We start from the raw sequence: 17,694 nt of genomic DNA, 5'->3' as shown, positions 1-17,694 counted from the left end.
GACGGGTCGGGGGTGGCCGGACGGCGGGCGCTCACGGGGTGCTCGGCCAGGTGCGCCGGCCGTCCGTGGTCAGCGAGGGGTCGAGCCTGCGCAGGACGGTGGCGACCACCTCCCGGCGTCGCGGGGTGAGGTAGAAGTGGTCCCCGGAGAAGACCCGGACCTCGGTGCGGGCGGTGGTCAGGCCCGCCCAGCCGCCGGCCCGGTCGCGGCTGCGTTCCTCGCCGAGTTCCGGGTCGGTGTCGCCGGTCAGCACGTGGATCGGGCAGGACAGCGGCGGCCGCGCCCGGGGCCGGTGGGTCTCGATGATCCGGTAGTCGTGGCGGACGGCGGTGAGGACGAGGGAGCGCAGCCCCGGGTCGTCGAGGACCTCACGGCTGGTGCCGCCGAGCCGGGCCAGTTCCGCGCACAGGACGTCGTCGTCCTGGCGGTGGAGCTGCCCGGTCACCGCCGTGCCGGGTGCGGCCCGGCCCGACGCGAAGAGGCGACGCGGGCCGGGGACGCCCCGGCGGTCCAGTTCGTGGGCCAGTTCCCAGGCCACGGCGGAGCCCATGCTGTGCCCGAAGAGGGCGTACGGCCGGTCGAGCAGCGGCAGGACGGCGTCCGCCAGCGCGGTCACCAGCTCGCCCATGTCCGCGCTCACCGGGTCGTCGAAGCGGTCCTCGCGGCCCGGGTACTGGATGCCGACGAGTTCCACCTCGGCCGGCATCAGCGCCGCCCAGGGCCGGTAGAAGCCCGCGCTGCCACCGGCGTGCGGCAGGCAGAGCAGCGTGAGCCGGGCTGCGGAACCCTCGTTCCAGCGCCTGATCCAGGGGCTGTCGGTCCGTGCGGCGCGGGCGGAGAAGTTCGGCGGGAAGGCGGCGGTCACCAGGTCACCATCAGCTCTTCGAGGCCGAAGGTGGCCGAGTCGTGCTTGACGACGACCCGGTCCCGCTCCCCCGCGAGGCGCAGCGTGGGGACGCGGCGGACCAGCGTTTCCAGCGCGACCTCCAGCTCCAGCCGCGCCAGGTGCTGACCGATGCACTGGTGCACTCCGTAGCCGAAGGCCACGTGATGGTTGTCCGTGCGGTGGAAGTCGACCCGCTCGGGATCGTCGAACTGCTCGGGGTCGTGGTTGGCACCGGCGAGGAGCGCTATGACGCCGTCGTCGGCGGGGACGGTACGGCCCGACAGCTCGATGTCCTCGGCGGCGACGCGCAGCGGAATGGAGTCGGCGACGGACAGGACGCGCAGGAGTTCGTCGACGGCCGCGGGCATCAAGGCGGGGTCCTTGCGCAGTTCCGCCAGCAGCTCGGGCCGGTCCAGGAGCAGCAGGGTGCTCAGGGCGATCATGCTGGTGGTGGTCTCGCGGCCGGCGTTGATGGTGATGCCGAGGGTGGACAGCAGCTGGTCCGTGGTCACGTTGCCGGGGACCAGGTGGTCGGTGACGAGCTTCGAGATCAGGTCGTCGCGGGGTTCCTCCCGGCGCTCGGCGACCAGCCCGGCGAGCAGGCCGAAGAGGCCGCCGAGGGCTTCGGAGACCTGCTCGGCGGTGCTGTTGCGGGAGCCGGAGATCCTCGTGACGTCCCGGAAGAACTCCAGGTCGTGCCGCGGGATGCCGAGCAGTTCGCAGATCACCGACGTGGAGACGGCGTTGGCGTAGGCGGTGACGAAGTCCACCGGGCCGCCGGCGTCCAGCATGCCGTCCAGGATCTCGTCCACCCGCGCCTGTACGGCGGGCCGCATCGCGCGGACCCGGCGCACGGTGAACGCCGGCAGCAGCATGCGCCGGTAGCGGGTGTGCTCGGGGGCGTCGGTGCGGATGAAGGGGCGGAACCTGGCCCCGGCCTCCTGCTCGCCCTCGCCGAGAGCGGGGAAGTCCGGGCGGCGGATGTCGGCGCTGGCGCGCGGGTCTGAGAGCAGTTCCCGCACGTCGTCGTAGCGGGTCACCACCCATGCCTCCCGCCGGGTCGGCAGGGTGACGCGGGCGACCGGGTCGTCGGTGCGCAGCGCGGCGTACTCGGCGGGCGCGGCGAAGGGGCAGCCGCGCCGGATCGGGAAGTCGCGGGGCGGGACGGTGCCCGGGGTGTCGGACGCCGTCGGGGATTCGGGGGATGTCATCGGTGTTCCTCAGCCGTGGGTGGGAGTGGTGGCGGGGGCAGGGGTGTCCGGTGCGTCCGGTGCGCGGGTGAGTACGGCCAGCGGGGGTGCTCCGGGGCGGGTGGGCAGGGTGCGGGCGGTCATCCCGGATTCGGCGACCACGTCCTTCAGCCCGAAGGGCTCCCACCGGTAGGAGTCGTGCACCTCGCGCTCCGCCTCGGTGGCGTCCTCTCGGTAGACGCGCCAGGTGGAGTGCAGGCGCATCACGCCGTCCTCCGTCTCGTCGGGCGCTGCGCCGAACGACCACTCGTAGCGGTGCCGTCCGGCGGTGGCGGTGGCGAGCCTGGTGTCGGGGAGGGTCAACGGCTCCTCGAACTGCATGAGTTCGACGACCACGAGCCCACCGGGGGCCAGCCGTCGGTTCAGTCGCCGCCACAGCCGGGCCCGGCCGGCGGCGTCGAGGTGGCCGAGGACGCCGCACAGCAGGACGACGCTGACCCGTTCCGGGAGGTCCAGGTCGGGCGCGGCGTCGGCGGTGACGGTGACGCGGGAGCGCAGGTCCGGGTCGCTGAACACCCTGCTGGTGAGCACGGCGCGCATGCCGACCGCAGGTTCGCAGGCGAGGATCTCGGCGTCCGGCCGGGCACGGGCGACGGCCTCGGTCACCAGGCCGGTACCGGCGCCGATGTCGACCACCGGTCCGGTGCTCAGGTCGGCGTCGGCGAGCAGCGCGGCGACGGCGGGCGCGCTCGCGGTCGCGGTGTGCTCGGCGGCGACGAGGTCGAAGAACTCGGCCGACGGGGTGTAGGGCGAGGCACTACCCGGGCCGCGGGTGCGGTCCGTGTCGTCGGAGCGGTGCGCGTCGGTGCTTGCCGTGTCGACGCGGGCCGTGTCGGCGCGAGCCTGCTCCGGAGCGGGGAAGACGTCGCTGAGCGCGAGGGGCCGCGGGGTGGCCGGACGGACGATCTCGGGTGGTCCGAGCCGTGCGGCGAGGTCGGTCCAGATGCGGCACACGGCCAGGTCGTACTGGCCCGTGCGCAGGGCGTCGCCGCCCTGCTCGACGGCCTCGCGGAGCCCGTCGAGAGCGCTGCCGACCGCTTCCGGCCACAGGTCGGTGAAGACGGTCCGGAAGGTGCCCGTGGTGCCGACGACGGCGGTGGTGCCCAGGCCCAGGCGGCCGGTGCCGGGTCCGTCGAGGACGAAGCGCCGGTCGGTGTCACGTCCGACGTGCAGCCGGGGGCTCCACAGCACGGGGCCGTGGGTGTCGGCCAGGGTGAGCACTCCGCCCTCCGTGCCGAGCGAGATCCGGTGCCAGTGCAGGGCGTGGTTGTCCCGGTCGGACGGGTCGAGCTGATGGTGCACGCGCAGGGTGAGGGGGACGCCCGCCAGCATGCCGTGCAGGGAGCGGAACGGCTGCGGTCCGACAGCGGCGGGCAGCGGCGCGGGGTCCGCGAAGCGCCAGGGGCGCAGGGTGCCCATCGCGCGGCCGAGGATGTCCACCAGGGGGTGCATCAGGTGGATCGGGGTGGCGGCGTCCACGAAGAGCGGTCGCTGTTGTGCGACGAGCCGGCGGGCGGCGTCGATGAAGCCGCGGACCGGGGCGACGTGCGGGTAGTGGGTGTTGAGGCGGTACTGCACGCCCCGGCGGCGTGCGTGGGTGAGGTTTTCGGTCAACTCGGTGAGGTGGACGGGGTGTTCCTGGAGGACGTGGATGCCCCGGTCCATGAGCGCCCTGGCCAGCTCGGTGCCCCCGCCGCCCGAGATGGCGGAACTCACCGCCACGCAGGCGGCGTCGATGTCGGCCGGGAGGTCGTCGGTGTCGGTGTAGTGGGGGACGCCGAGGCGCTCCGCGTACGCCCGGGAGGCGGCCGAACCCCGGCTCAGGATGCCGGCCGGCGCGTATCCGGGGCGGCGGTGTGCGGCCTCGGCGTAGAAGCGGCCGAAGTTGGTGCCGCAGACCAGCACCCGGAAGGGGGCGGAGGTGTCGGTCACAGCACGCCCTCTTCCACGTGGTCGGCGCCGGCCGCCGCACCGGTGGGCCGGAGGTCCGCGGCGCCGCGGTCGCGCAGGTGGCGCACCACGGTGCCGGGGTCCAGCACGTCGCGGGCGAAGTGCACTCCCGCGGGCACCCGTTCCCGCAGTACGGCGTCCACCGCGAGCGCTCCGACGGCCGCGGTGAGCCGGTAGCTGCTGGCCGCGCGCAGGGTCAGTCCCGCCGTGGCCGGCCGTCCGGACGCGGTGCCCGACAGCTCGAAGTCCATGACGTAGTAGGGCTCCCGCCCGGCCAGGTCGAGGTCGGCGGCGAGGAACAGCCGGTCCGCCAGCTCCGCCGGGTCGTCCCCGGCGGCGAGGCGGCCCGGCAGCACGTTGAGCAGGGCGCGTACGGCGGGGCCGGGGTGGACGTTGTACCAGTCGAGCCTGTCGAGGCCGAGGACGGTGGCGAGGCGTTCGCTCTCCCCGCTGAGGTAGGGCTGGAGCGCCACCCGGCCGGGGAAGGCGTGGTGTTCGGTGTCCTCGGCGGTGCGCAGGGCGCGCGGGACGCGCCGGCCGCCGCGGACGGCGGCGAGGGCCTCGCCGTAGGCCGCGCCGTCCGCTCCTCCGGAGGTGAGGGAGAGCATGAGGTCGTGCGCCACGGTCGGCGAGCAGGTCTCCAGGCCGCCGCAGTGCGCGGTCAGCGCGGAGACGCTGTCCAGCCCCTGCCCGGCCAGCCAGCGGGGCAGGAGGCTGGACAGGCCCGGCAGGGCTCCGGCCGACAGGACGACCGTACGGCCGTGGCGGGCCGGGTCGCCCGCCTCCAGGAGGTCCTCGGCGGCCGGGTCGTCCCCGGCGACGTCGACGCAGTCCGCCCCGGCGGCGAGTGCGGCCAAGGCGACCGTGGCACGCAGCCGGTAGGTGGGGCCCGCGCAGTTGAGGACGATGTCGCAGCCCTCGGTGAGGGCCCGCAGACCGTCCGGTGCGGTGGCGTCCGCCCACACCGTCTCGTCGTGGCCGGTGGGGTCCTCCTGGGCGACCGCGCGCAGGGCCGACGCGGTCCGGCCGCCCAGGCGCAGTCCGGTGTGCCCGAGCGCGCGCAGTTCCCGTACGGCGGCCCGGCCGACCGCCCCGGATGCGCCGAGGACTCCGATCACGGGCTTGGTCATCGGGTGATCGCTCCCTGGGTCAGTTCGCCGAGGGTCTTGAGGATCCCGGGCGCGTGTTCGACGGACAGGCAGCTGTAGTGGTCTCCGCCGATGTCGACGATGTCCAGGTCCCCAAGGGTCAGTTCCTCCCAGTAGGTGGTGACGGCGTCCTTGCTGCCGGGGAAGGGGTAGGCACCGTCGTGGCGCAGGAAGGTGATGTCGCCCGCGTAGGGCTCGGCGTCGTAGCGGGTGATGGCGAAGACGCTCTGGCGGAAGGCGAGGAAGAGCCGTGTCATGTGGTCGGGTTCGTAGGTACCGGCCGACGCCGGCACGGCCTCGCACATGCGGGCGATGCGGGTGGCCCGGGGGACGTCGGCGAGTCGCCGGAAGCAGCTCGCGACATCCTCGAACTCCCGGGGCAGCGCGGCGAGTCCGCCGTCCGGCAGGACACCCGGGCTGGCGGCCAGGACGGCGTCGGCGGCCGCGGCCACCCGGTACTGGTCGTCCGGGAAGCCGAGTTCGGCCGGGTCGATGCCCATCATGACGGCGAAGGAGTACTCGGCGAGGAGTTCGTCGTCGAGGCGGAAGCGAGGGCTGTGGCTGCTGATGACGGTGAGGCTCTCCACCTCGGCCCCGGACTCGGCGAGGTTGCGGGCCACCTCCGTGGCGATCAGGCCGCCCAGGCAGTAGCCGACGACGTGGAAGCGGCCGCGGCCGTCAGCCGTCAGGGCTCGTGCGTAGTCGGCCGCCATCTGCTCGATCAGTCCGTCGGGCGGTGCGTCGAGGAAGGCGCCCAGGTCGGGCACCTCCACGCCGACGACTTCGGCGAGGCCCGGCGAGCGACGCCTGATCTCGGTGATCAGCGCCCGGTACGGCATGATCGTCGCGGTTCCGGCGTGCACCAGCACGGTGGTCGGCTCGTCCTGCGAGCGGGAGCCGTGCAGGTGGATCACCGGGTCCGTGCGTACGGTCCCGGGCGCGGGCGCGTCCTGCGCGCCGGCGATGCCGCGCAGGAACCCCGCGAGGCCCGCGACCGTGGGGCGGCGCAGCATGTGGCGCAGGACGACCTCCCACTCCAGGTCCGCCGCCTGCGGGACGCGTTCGCGCAGCCGTCCCACCATTCGGGCGACCAGGAGCGAGTCGCCGCCGAGGTCGAAGAAGTCGTCGTTGCGGGTGACGCCGTCGACCGCGAGGAGTTCGGTCCACAGGCCGGCCAGGGCGCTCTCCAGCTCGTCCTTCGGCTGCTCGGCCACGACGACCGGTGCGCTCTCCCGGGGCAGCCAGGACTTCAGGCGTGCGCGGTCGGTCTTGCCGTTGGCCGTGCGGGGCAGGGTGTCGACGACCTGCCACACGGTGGGGAGCATGTACTCCGGGAGTCGGGTGGCCGCCGTACGGGCCAGCTCTCCCACCGGAACGTGGTGGCGGTCGTCCTTCATCGTGGCGAGGAACACCTCCTGCCCGGTGGCTGCCAGGGCGTCCCGGGCGTCGGGGAGCGAGACGACCTCGGACGCCCCGTGTCCGTCGAGGAGTTCGCGCCACTGGGTGTGGGTGAGGAAGGACTGCCCGGTGTGCTCGCGTACATCGGTCCAGGCGCGCCCGGTGACCTCCAGGAACTCCATGGAGACGAGCAGTGGGAGGTTCTCGTCGCGGGTGTTCTCCACGAACACGAGCTGCCCGCCCGGCACCAGCAGTTCCCGGAGCCTGCCCACGGCGGCGTCCGCGTCGGCGGCGGCGTGCAGCGTGTTGGCGCAGACCACGACGTCGAAGGTGTTGGGCACCAGCTGCTGGGCCCGCGGGTCCTCGTCGACGTCGAAGCGCTGGTAGCCCACCCACGTGTGGTCGGCGAAGCGCTCGCGGGCTTCGTTCAGGAAGAACGCCGAGGGGTCCGTGAACAGGTAGTCGACGCCGTACTCGGCGAGGACGGGCACCAGTTCGCCGGTGGTGCCGCCGACGCCGCCGCCGACCTCCAGCACGCGCAGCCGCTCCTCACCGGTGTGGTTCGCGGCGATCTCGCGCAGCGCGGCGACCACCGCCCGGTTGAGGTGCCGGATGGCGAGGTTGTCCCGGTAGGCGGCGTCCGCGGCGTCCGTCGCGGCGCCGGGGAAGAGCAGGTCGCGGATACCCACCTCCCCGGAGACCAGCTCGGACAGCCGCTCGGCGCAGGTGCGCATGACGGCGAGCAGTTCGGTGCTCCAGCCGATCTCGTGCTCCAGCTCGGCGGCCAGCCGTCGGGCGCGCTCCGCCTCGGGCGCGGAGACGGGCACGAGGCCGCTGTAGGTGTCGTCGGTGTCGCGGTGGGTGAGCCGGTCCCGGGCGGCGAGCGCCCGCAGCCAGCGGCGCACGATGTGCCGGTGCCTGGGCGTGGCCCGCAAGGCCGTGCCCACTTCCTCCGCCGTGCGTACCGCTCCCCCGTCGAACACCCCGGTGGCGGTCAGGACCCGGGTCATCTCGGCGAGGGCCACGTCGTCGAGCGCGGCCAGGAAGTCCGTGAGCCGTCCCGCGTCGACGGCCGCGGAGGCTTCGCGCACGGCGTCGGCCGCCGCGGCGCGGGCCTGTTCGCGGCTCGCCGCGGCGGGCCCGCGGCCGTCCCGGCCTGCCGTTCCGCCCGCGCCGTGTTCCGGTGCGCCGTCCTTGCGTGCCGTCTCCACGAAGGCGGCCAGGCGTCGCCCTCCTGCCGCCGAGTCGTCGACGACCACGGCGCCGGCCGCGACGGCCGGGTGGGCCTGCACGGCGGCCTCCACCTCGGCGAGTTCGACCCGGTAGCCGCGGAGCTTGATCTGGGCGTCCTCCCGGCCCAGGAACTCGATGGTTCCGTCGGGCAGGTACCGGCCGAGGTCGCCCGTGCGGTAGAGCCGTTCTCCGGTGGCGGGGTCGGTGAGGAACCGCTCCGCCGTGCGTTCGGCGTCGCCGAAGTAGCCGAGGGCCACTCCTGCGCCGCCGATGTACAGCTCGCCGGGCACCCATTCGGGGCGCGGTCGCAGGTTCCGGTCGAGCACGGCGAAGGTCTGGTTGGTCAGGGGTGTGCCGTAGGGGATGCTCGGTCGGGCGGTGTCCACCTCGCCGATCGGGTGGGCGATGGACCAGATGGAGCCCTCGGTGGCTCCGCCGAGGGAGATGATCTCCAGGCCCGGCAGGAGCGCACGGGCCTGGTCGGGCAGCGCGACCGGTATCCAGTCGCCCGATATCAGCGCGAGTCGCAGGGCGCCGTCGTCGGTGGGGGGCTCGGAGCGGAGCCAGTCGCACAGCATGTGGAGCTGGCCCGGCACGGAGTTCCACACGGTGACGCCGTAGTCGCGGACCAGTTCGGCCCAGTGGGAGGGGTCGCCGCGCCGGTCGGCCCGGGGCAGGACGAGGGTGGCGCCGACGGCGAGCGGTCCGAACAGGTCGTAGACGGACAGGTCGAAGCCGAGCCCCGCGATGCCGAGGACGCGGTCGTCCGCCGTCACGGAGTAGCGGCGGTTGACGTCCTCGACGGTGTTGAGGGCGGCCCGGTGGCTGATCATCACGCCCTTGGGCGTGCCGGTGGAACCTGAGGTGTAGATGACGTAGGCGAGGTCGTCCGGATCCCGGCGGGCGGTGACCGCCGTACCGTCCGCGGCGGTTTCCTCGACGCGGTCCACGGCGACGGCGGACACCGTTGCCGGGAGGTCTTCGAGCTCGGCCAGCCAGGACTGGGTGAGGACGGTGCGGACGCCCGCGTCCGCGATGATCGTGTCGCGGCGGGCGGGCGGCTGGGCGGTGTCGACGGGCAGGTAGGCGCCGCCCGCCATGAGGGTGCCGAGGACGGCGACGACCTGTTCCCAGCCCTTGTCCGTCCAGATGGCCACGGGTTCCCCGGGGCGCAGTCCGGCCGCCGTCAGCGTCTGTGCGACACCGGTCGCGCGGGCCACCAGCTGCCGGTAGGAGAGGGCCCGTTCGGGGGTGCGGACCGCGACGGCGTCCGGTGTGGTGCGCGCCCGGGCGAGCACGGGTTCGTGGAGCAGGGCGTCCGGCAGCGGGCCCTCGGTGGCGTTGACAGCATCTCGGCGCGCCGCCTGCGCCGCGGGCAGGGTGATGCGGACCGGTGCGTCCCAGGCGTCCTCACCGGCCGCTCCCGCGGCCGACAGCGACCGTACGAGTGCGGTGTACGCCTCGAACATGGCGTCTGCCACGCCGTGGGCGAGCGCGCCGTCCCGGACGTCCCAGGACAGGCTCAGCGCGTCGCCGCGGTGCATGACCTGGCAGTCGAGCCACACCTGGGGCGTCCCGGTCACGGCGTACGTCACCTCGGGGGGCACGCCCTCGGCGGTGGCGCCGGAGCCCAGGGCGCTGGTGAAGACGACCGGCATGAGGACCGGGGCGCCGGCCCTGCGGGAGAGTTCGGCGAGCACCTCCGAGCCGGTGAACAGCGGGTGTGCCAGGTCTTCGAGGAGCTGTTCCGCCACGGCCCCGGTCCGCTCGGCGAAACCGGCCGGGGCACCGAGGTCGACGGCGAGGAGTTCGAGCGAGGTGAAGTCGCCTACGAGGCGGTCGATGTCGTCGTGCAGGGCGGGCCGGTCGACGGTGGGCACGTTGAGGGTGAAGCGGCTGGTCCGCGACCAGGCGCCGACGGTCTCGGCGTAGGCGGTGAGCAGGGCTGCCGACACGGTGAGCCCGCGCCGTGCGGCCCGTTCGGTGAGCCGGTCCCGGTCGGCCGCGGGCAGCAGGACCTCCAGCCGTCGGAAGGTCGCCGGGTCGTCGGGGGCAGGGATGCGGCCGCCTTCGTCCGGGGCCGTCACGGCGGCCTCCCAGGCTTCGGCGAGGGGCAGTTCGGGGGCGGGCGGCAGGGTGTCGAGGCGTTCGGTCCAGTACCCGCGGTCGCGGGCGTGGCCGTCGGTGCCGGCCAGGGCGCGGCGGGCCAGGACATAGTCGCGGAAGGTGATGCGCGGGGCGTCGGAGAGGGCGGTGCCGTCGTAGGCGCGCCGGAACTCGGCGAGCAGCAGGCGCAGGCTCGCGTGGTCGACGACGAGCATGTCGAAGGCGAGGTGGAGCACGGCCCGTTCGGCGGTCCGGGTCACGTGCACCTCGAAGAGGGGCCACTGGTCGGTGGGTGTCTCGCGGGTGGACAGCCGGGCCCGGGTGCGCGCGACCCGGGCGTCGGCGGTGGGGGCCTCCAGCGCGGTCAGGTCGTCGGTGCCGACCGTCGGCGCGGGTACGTCGGGCAGGATCCGCTGGTAGCCGTCGTGGTGGACGACGGCGCGGAGCATGTCGTGCCGCTGGACCAGCTCCCGCCACACGGATGTCACGCGGTCCACGTCCAGGTCGGGGTATTCCAGCTCCACGTAGGCGTGGCAGCCGACGCCCCCGTAGGCGTAGGCGTCGGTGCGGCCGATGAGGTAGGCGGCCTGGATGTCCGTGAGCGGGAACGGTTCGTGACGGTTGTCGGGGTCGGCCCGCAGCGCGGGCTGCGCCGCCTCCAGGTGGCGCAGGATGGCTTCCTTGTGCGTGCGCAGTTCGGCTCGGTGCGTGTCGGTGAGCCTGCCCTGCGGGGCCCGGAAGCGCAGTTGTCCGTCCTGGGCCCACAGCGTCACGCCGTCGTCGGCGTATCGGGCCAGCAGTTCAGCGATGTTCACAGCTCTCCGGTCTCGTAGGCGGTCCCGTGGGCCGCGTGTGTGCGGGTGATGTCCGCGGCGAGCGCGGCGACGGTCGGTGCGGCGAAGAAGCGGCGGGCGGGCACGGTGACCCCGAAGCGGCGCTCGATCGCGGTGAGCAGGCGCAGCGCGGTGAGGCTGTCGCCGCCCGCGGTGAAGAAGTTGGCGTCTCGGTCCGGCGCGGTGGCGGGCAGGTACTCGTGCCAGAGCGCGGCCAGGGCGGTCTCGGTCTCGCCCCGTGGCGGCTCGGCCGTGGCCGGCAGCGGCTCCGGTCCGGCGAGACCGGTCAGTGCGGCCCGGTCGACCTTGCCGTTGCCGGTCAGTGGCAGAGCGGGCAGGAACAGGATGCGGGACGGTACGGCGTAGACGGGTACCCGCTCGGCCAGCAGGCCGAAGAGGTCCTCGGTGAGTCCGGGGTCCTCGACCGGCTCGGTGCCCTCGGCGGGCGGCGGCTCGTGCGGGACGGCGAACGCGACCAGACGCCGGGCGGTGCGCTCCCCCACGGCCACGACGGCGGCCCGGGCGACGGCCGGATGCGCCTCCAGGGCTGTTTCGACCTCGCCCGCCTCGATGCGGTGGCCGGCGATCTTCAGCTGGCCGTCGAGCCGGCCGAGGAACTCCAGCAGTCCGTCGCCGCGGAACCGGCCCAGGTCTCCGGTCCGGTACCAGCGCCGGCCGTCCCGCTCGACGAACTTCTCGGCGGTCCGTGCCGGGTCGGCCAGGTAGCCGCGGGCCAGTCCGGCACCGCCGATCCACAGTTCGCCGGGCACCCAGTCGGGGCAGTCCCGGCCGTCCCGGTCGACGACGCGGTACCGCTGCCCGGTCAGGGGGCGCCCGTAGGGAATGGAGACCCACCGGGGGTCGGGCTCGTCGACGGTCAGGGTGTTGGACCAGATGGCGGCCTCGGTGGCGCCGCCCATCGCGACGAAGACGCAGGGCCGCGCGGTCCTGGCCCGCAGCCGGGCGGGCAGATCGAGGCCGATCCAGTCGCCGGAGACCAGCGCGGTCCGCAGCCCCGCGAGCCTCCGCTGCTCTCTCCTGTCGCTGCCTGCCCGCCCGGAGCCGCCTTCCCGGACGTCCTGTTCGTCGGCGTCGAGCAGCAGGTCGAGCAGGGCCGGGACGGTGTTCCACAGGGTGACGCCGTAGCGTTCCAGCAGGCGCGGCCAGCGGGCCGGTTCGCGGCGCTGGTCCTCGGTGGGCAGCAGGAGGGAGCCGCCCGCGGCGAGCAGGCCGAAGACGTCGTACACGGAGAGGTCGAAGTCCAGTGCCGACAGGGCGAAGACGCGGTCGTCGCCGGACACCCGGTGTCGGGCGTTGATGTCCGCGATCGTGTTCCAGGCCGCGGCGTGGGTGATCTCGACGCCCTTGGGTTCGCCCGTGGAGCCCGATGTGAAGATCACGTAGGCGAGCGACTCGGGAGTCGTCTCGACCGGTGTGGTCGGCGGCTCGCCGCCCTGTGTGTCCGCGAAGGAGAGGGTGCGGGGGCCGGTGCCCTCCGGCGCGGGCCAGCTTCCCAGGACGACGTCGAAGCCGGCCGTGGCGTGCACCCGCTCCAGCCGTACGGCGGGCTGCTCGAGACTCAGGGGGACGTAGGCGGCGCCGGCCGCGAGGACGCCGAGGACGGCTGCGATCTGTTCCGGGCCCTTGGGGAGGGTGACCGCGACCAGGTCGCCCGGCCGCGTGCCCGCGTCACCGAGCGCGGCGGCGATGCGCAGCGCCTGCGCGGCGAGGGTGCCGTAGGTCACCTCCTCCCCCGCCGTGGTGACGAGGGCGGTGCGGTCGGGGGCGGCCGTGGCGTGAGCGAAGAACATCTGGTGCAGCGGTCGCGGCGCCACCGGTTCCAGGGCGGCCTCGCGGGCCGCGGCGGCCCTGCGTTCGTGGTGGGAGGCGGGCACCAGGTCGGGCAGCGGGGTCTGCCAGTCACCGGCCACGAGGTGCCGCAGCAGCCGCTCGTACGCGCGGAACATCGCGTCCAGCACGCCCTCGGCGAAGAGTTCCTCGACGGCGTCCCAGGTGACGACCAGGTTCCCGGACTCCTCGGTGACCTGGTTGTCCAGGCAGACCTGCGGGGACTGGGAGATGCCGTGGACCTTCGCGGGCAACCCGGTGCCCCCTCCGGCCAGCGTCGCGTCGCCGACGCCGATGGCGCTGGTGAACACCACGGGTGCGGCGGCGTCCACCGTGCCCGTGCGCCGGCCGAACTCCCGCAGCAGCCAGTCGATCGGCACGTCTGCGTGGTCGAGGTCCTCGGCCTGCCGTCGTTGCAGCGCGGCTGCCGCCGCCGGCCAGTCGGCTCCCTCGCGCCGGTAGCCGGCGAGGGACAGGGAGGTGAAGTCGCCCAGCACGCGGTGGATGTGGGGGTGTACGTCACGCCGGTTGAAGAGGGTGAGGGTGACGGTCACGGCGTCGGACCCGCTCCAGGCCGCCAGGACCTCCCCGTACAGGGCGAGCAGGACGGTGGACGGGGTCAGGCCGTGCCGTGCCGCGTCCCGCTTGACGGCCTGCCAGTCCCCGGCCGGCAGGCTCAGCCTGCGCCGGGTGAAGACGGGCACGTCGAGCGTCGCCGGGTCCCGGTCGAGGGGCAGGGCGGGCGGGGGCGGCAGTTCCGGCAGCCGGGCCCGCCAGTGGGCGCGGGCCCGCGCGGTGGACTCCGGGTCCGCCGGGAGACGGGTCAGGTAGTCGCGGAACGACACGCCCACGGGCGGCAGTTGGTGTTGGGGGTCGGCGTAGAGGGCGTTCAGTTCGGCATAGAGCGTGGTGATGGAAAGCGCGTCGAGGACGAGGTAGTCCAGGCCGATGCCGATCCGGGTCCGTTCCTCGGCGTCCTTCCCGTCGGTGTCCTCGTCCGCGTGGTAGCGCACCGCCTCGACGGCGAAGAGCGGCCACCGGGCGGGGTCGCGGACCTGCTGGGACAGACGGGCCCGCAGACCTGCCAGGGCCTCGGCCGCGCCGCCGGTGCGGGCGTCCTCCACCGGTAGGCGCACCGGCGGTACCTCGGGCAGCACACGCTGGTGCCCGTCCTCGACGACCGCGCGGAGCATGCCGTGCCGTCGCACGAGGGTGTTCCAGGCGCGCTCCAGCCGGTCCAGGTCGACGTCGGTGCCGTCGAACTCGGTGTAGTGCCAGGTGCCTACGCCGCCCAGGGTGAACCTGGGGTCGCGGCCGGTGTGGTAGGCGGCTTGGACGTCGGTCAGCGGGAACGGCTCGTGCGCGTGCTCCGGATCGGGTACGAGGAGGGGCGCGGAGGCCGCTGACGTCTCGTCGGCGACGGCCGTGGCGGGCCGCAGCGTCTCGCAGAAGCGCCGGAGGACGGGGCGGGCGAAGAGGTCGGCCACGCGGGCGCCGGGGAAGCCCGCGGCGCGCAGCCGTCCGATCATGCGGGTCGCGACGAGCGAGTCGCCGCCGAGCAGGAAGAAGCTGCTCTCGCGGCCCACTTCGGCCACGCCGAGCAGGTCGGCCCACGCGGCCGCCACGGCCGTCTCCACCGGACCGGTCGGTGCCGACGTGCGGGCGCCCTCCTGGCCCGCGGCCTCGGTCAGCGCCCGGTGGACGGCGGCCCGGTCGAGCTTGCCGTTGGCGGTCAGCGGCAGGTCGCGCAGGACGAGGACACGCTCGGGGACCATGTGGGCGGGGAGTCGCTGTGCCGCCCGCGGCCGGACCCGGTCCGGGTCGGGAGCAGCGCCGGGGGCGGCGGACACGGCCGCGGCGAGGCGGCGCACCGGTGCGTCGAGCACGCAGGCGACCGCGTGCAGGACGGCGGGGTCGTCCTCCAGCGCGGACTCGACCTCGCCCAGTTCGATGCGGTGGCCGCCGATCTTCACCTGGTGGTCGGCGCGGCCGAGGAACTCCAGCAGGCCGTCGGGCCGGTAGCGGGCCAGGTCTCCGCTGCGGTACCAGCGCTCACCGTCGTGGTCGACGAAGCGGTCCGCCGTGCGTTCGGCGTCCCCGCGGTAGCCGTTGGCCACGCCGGGGCCGCCGATCCACAGCTCGCCGGGGACGAGGTCGGGGCAGTCGCGTCCCCGGTCGTCCACGACGCGGGCCCGCATGTTGCGCAGCGGGACGCCGTAGGGGACGGACCTCCAGGCGGGGTCGGTCTCCTCCACCTCGAACACCGTGGAGTGGACGGCGGCCTCCGTCATGCCGCCGAGCGCCACGAAGCGGCACCCGGGGACGAGGGCCCGGAGCCTGCGGGGCTGGTCGAGCCCGACCCAGTCACCGCCGAGCAGCACCATGCGCAGGGAGTCCCCGAGGCCCTCGTCCTCGCCGGCGGCCATCAGCAGGTCCAGCAGCGCGGGCACGCACTGCACCAGCGTCACCGCGTGCGTGCGCACCAGCCGCGCCCAGTGGTGGGCGTCGCGGCGGTGCTCCTGCCCCACGGCGACCACCTGGCCGCCGAGGGACAGTGGGGTGAAGATGTCCCAGGTGGCGAGGTCGAAGTCCAGCGCGGAGATCGCGAGCGTGCGGTCCGCCGGGCCGAGCCCGAGCTGCTCCGCCATCGCCTCGACGGTGTTGACGACCGCCCGGTGGGACACCTCGACGCCCTTGGGCAGCCCCGTCGAGCCGGACGTGAACAGCACGTAGGCGGGCAGGGCCGGGTCCGGCCGGGCGACCGGCGCGGGCCGGATTCCCGACGCGTCCTCCAGAAGCAGCACGGGGGCCTCGGATGCCGTCGCGCAGAGGTGGGCGTGGTCGCGGTCGGTGAGTACGGCGGCCGCACCGGCCACGGAGTGGATGCGGCGCCGGCGCACGGCGGGCTGTTCCACGCCGACCGGGGCGTAGGCCGCGCCCGCGGCCAGGATGCCGAGGACGGCGGTGATCTGGTCGGCGCCCTTGGGCAGGGTCACGGCGACGGTGTCGCCCTCCCCTATGCCGTGGTCGCCCAGCAGCGCGGCGATCTGCCGTGCCCGGTGGGCGAGTTCGCCGTAGGTGAGCGTGTCGCCCGTGGTGCGGATCACCGCGGTGCGGTCGGGTGCGGTCTCGGCGAGCCGGAAGAAGCGGGTGTGCAGGGCGCGGTCCGCGACGGGCGTCGGAGGCAGGGCGGCCACCGCGCGCCGGGGCAGGACGTCGGGGGCGAGCAGGCCGTCCACCGGCCGGTCCCAGGCACCGGGGTCCGTGACCAGGCGGGTGACGAGGCGGCGGTAGGCGTCGAACGCGGCGTCGGGCACTTTGGCTTCGAGCACGCCGTCACGGACGTCCCAGTTGAGCAGGAGGCCGCCGTCGAGTTCCGTGACCTGGGCGTCCAGGTAGACCTGCGGGCCCTGGGAGATGATCCAGGAGGGCCGGCCGAAGGACTTCTGGACGTCCTGTTCGAAGATCTCCCCCAGTCCGATGGCGCTGGTGTACACGACGGGAGCCAGCACCGGGGCTCCCTCGGCGCGGGCGAGGTCGCGCAGTACCTCGACACCGCCGTAGGCACCGTGGGAGATGCCCTCCTGCAGTCGTTCCTGGAGGCCACGGGCCTGCCGGGAGAAGGGAAGCGGAGCGCTCATGTCCGCGTCGAGCAGGACCGAGCTGCTGAAGTCGCCCACCATCTGGGCGGCGTCGGGGACGGACAGCTCGCGGTCGAACAGGGGCAGGTTGAGGAGGAAGCGGCGGCTGTCGCTCCAGGCGGCGATCACCTCGGCGAATGCGGTGGCCAGGGCCGCGGCGGGAGTCAGGCCGTGCCGACGGGCGGCGCCGACGAGCACGGCCTTGTCGGCGGGGCCGAGCCAGTGGTGCAGGCGGCGGGAGTGGGTCAGTGCCCCGTCGTGCGCGCCGACCGGGGTCAGGGGGTCGACGGTCGTCGGCAGCCGTGGGGCCCGCGGCAGTTCCGGCAGGCGCTCGCGCCACCAGGCGGCGGCCCGCTCGCGCTCCGCACGTCTGCGGACGGCGTGCTCGGCGAGGTAGCGCCGGTAGTCCAGGGCGAGTTCGCGCGGCGGGTCGTCGGGACACTCGTAGAAGCGGCGCAGGTCGGCCAGGAGGACCCGCAGGCTCAGCGCGTCGCCGGCCATCATGTCCAGGTCGATCTGCAGCCGGGTCCTGCCTTCGGGCAGCAGGCACAGCCCGGCGCGGAAGACGTCACCGGCGCTGACGTCCGGGTGGGCGTGGGTGTTGCGCTCACGCAGCCGCGACAGCTCCGACTCGGCCTCGGCGGGGGTGAGTTCCCGCAGGTCGTGGACGGTGAGCGGTTCACCTGCGGCACCGAGGCGCTGACCGCCGTCCTCGTCGAAGACGGCCCTCAGCATGCCGTGCCGCAGCACGAGCGCCCGCAGGGCGGTGTCGAGGCGGGCCGGATCGACGTCGTGACCGTCGAGTTCGACGTAGAAGTGCGCGGCGACGCCACCGAGGGGCTGTCCGTCCTGGCGTCCGATCCAGTAGGCGTGCTGCATCGTGGCCAGCGGGAAGGAGTCCGGCTCCGCGCCGGTCGCGACGTGCGGCACGGACGGCGTGGGCGGCGTTCGCGGGGCGCCGGCTGCTGCTTCGCCGTCCCGCGCACGCGTGAGCAGGGTCGTCCAGTCCCGCAGGGTCGGGCTGTTCGTGAGGTCCTGGAAGGTGACCTCGATGCCCTGGCGCCGCCAGCCACCGACCAGGGACATCAGCACCAGTGAGTCGAGGCCGAGTTCGAAGAGGTCACGGTCGTCGTCCAACTCCTCCGGTGCGATCTCCAGCGCGCGTGCCACGGCTTCACGCACCGCGGCGGGCGCGTGTCGGTCAGGACTGCCGACGTCTCCCTCCGCTGTCCGCGCCTGGACGACTGCTTCATCGCTCACTGGTGCTGCCTTCCGGTCGGATGGGGTGGGGGCCGCGGCGGAGTACGCCGCAGTCGGCACGTCGCCGATGCGCTCGCGGCCGGCGCCGGGAGCCGCCACGGCGCAGGGCGGAACCCCCGCTAGATTGAAATGATTATCATT

At 74.2% G+C, this 17,694-nt stretch carries 6 protein-coding genes; all 6 read right to left on the bottom strand.

Annotated elements, in window-relative coordinates; genetic code table 11:
- Positions 1 to 31 precede the first annotated feature (31 nt).
- Genes IE258_RS20000 through IE258_RS19975 form a run of 6 tightly spaced genes read right to left on the bottom strand, consistent with a single transcriptional unit; the run spans position 32 to position 17,553 of the window.
- Complete coding sequence (locus tag IE258_RS20000) at positions 32 to 865, bottom strand: thioesterase II family protein (RefSeq protein WP_189745352.1); 834 nt, start codon at positions 863 to 865, stop codon at positions 32 to 34.
- Complete coding sequence (locus IE258_RS19995; RefSeq protein ID WP_189745350.1) at positions 862 to 2,097, bottom strand: cytochrome P450; 1,236 nt, start codon at positions 2,095 to 2,097, stop codon at positions 862 to 864. Before IE258_RS19995 ends, IE258_RS20000 begins: the two co-directional genes overlap by 4 nt.
- A gap of 9 nt (positions 2,098 to 2,106) precedes the next feature.
- Positions 2,107 to 4,068: a Gfo/Idh/MocA family oxidoreductase gene (locus IE258_RS19990; protein WP_189745348.1), complete on the bottom strand. Its 1,962-nt coding sequence runs from the start codon at positions 4,066 to 4,068 to the stop codon at positions 2,107 to 2,109.
- Complete coding sequence (locus tag IE258_RS19985) at positions 4,065 to 5,216, bottom strand: saccharopine dehydrogenase NADP-binding domain-containing protein (RefSeq protein ID WP_189745346.1); 1,152 nt, start codon at positions 5,214 to 5,216, stop codon at positions 4,065 to 4,067. The genes IE258_RS19990 and IE258_RS19985 overlap by 4 nt, the downstream gene beginning before the upstream one ends.
- Entirely contained in the window at positions 5,213 to 10,786 is a 5,574-nt protein-coding gene (locus IE258_RS19980; protein WP_189745344.1) for a non-ribosomal peptide synthetase, read from the bottom strand. Before IE258_RS19980 ends, IE258_RS19985 begins: the two co-directional genes overlap by 4 nt.
- Positions 10,783 to 17,553, bottom strand: a complete 6,771-nt coding sequence (locus tag IE258_RS19975) for a non-ribosomal peptide synthetase (RefSeq protein WP_189745342.1) — start codon at positions 17,551 to 17,553, stop codon at positions 10,783 to 10,785. The genes IE258_RS19980 and IE258_RS19975 overlap by 4 nt, the downstream gene beginning before the upstream one ends.
- Between the last annotated feature and the right edge of the window lie 141 nt (positions 17,554 to 17,694).

Source organism: Streptomyces tendae (assembly GCF_014650435.1).
GTDB classification, from domain to species: Bacteria; Actinomycetota; Actinomycetes; order Streptomycetales; family Streptomycetaceae; genus Streptomyces; species Streptomyces tendae.
The sequence above is the reverse complement of the archived record's forward strand: the minus strand, read 5'-3'. Positions and strand labels throughout refer to the sequence as shown.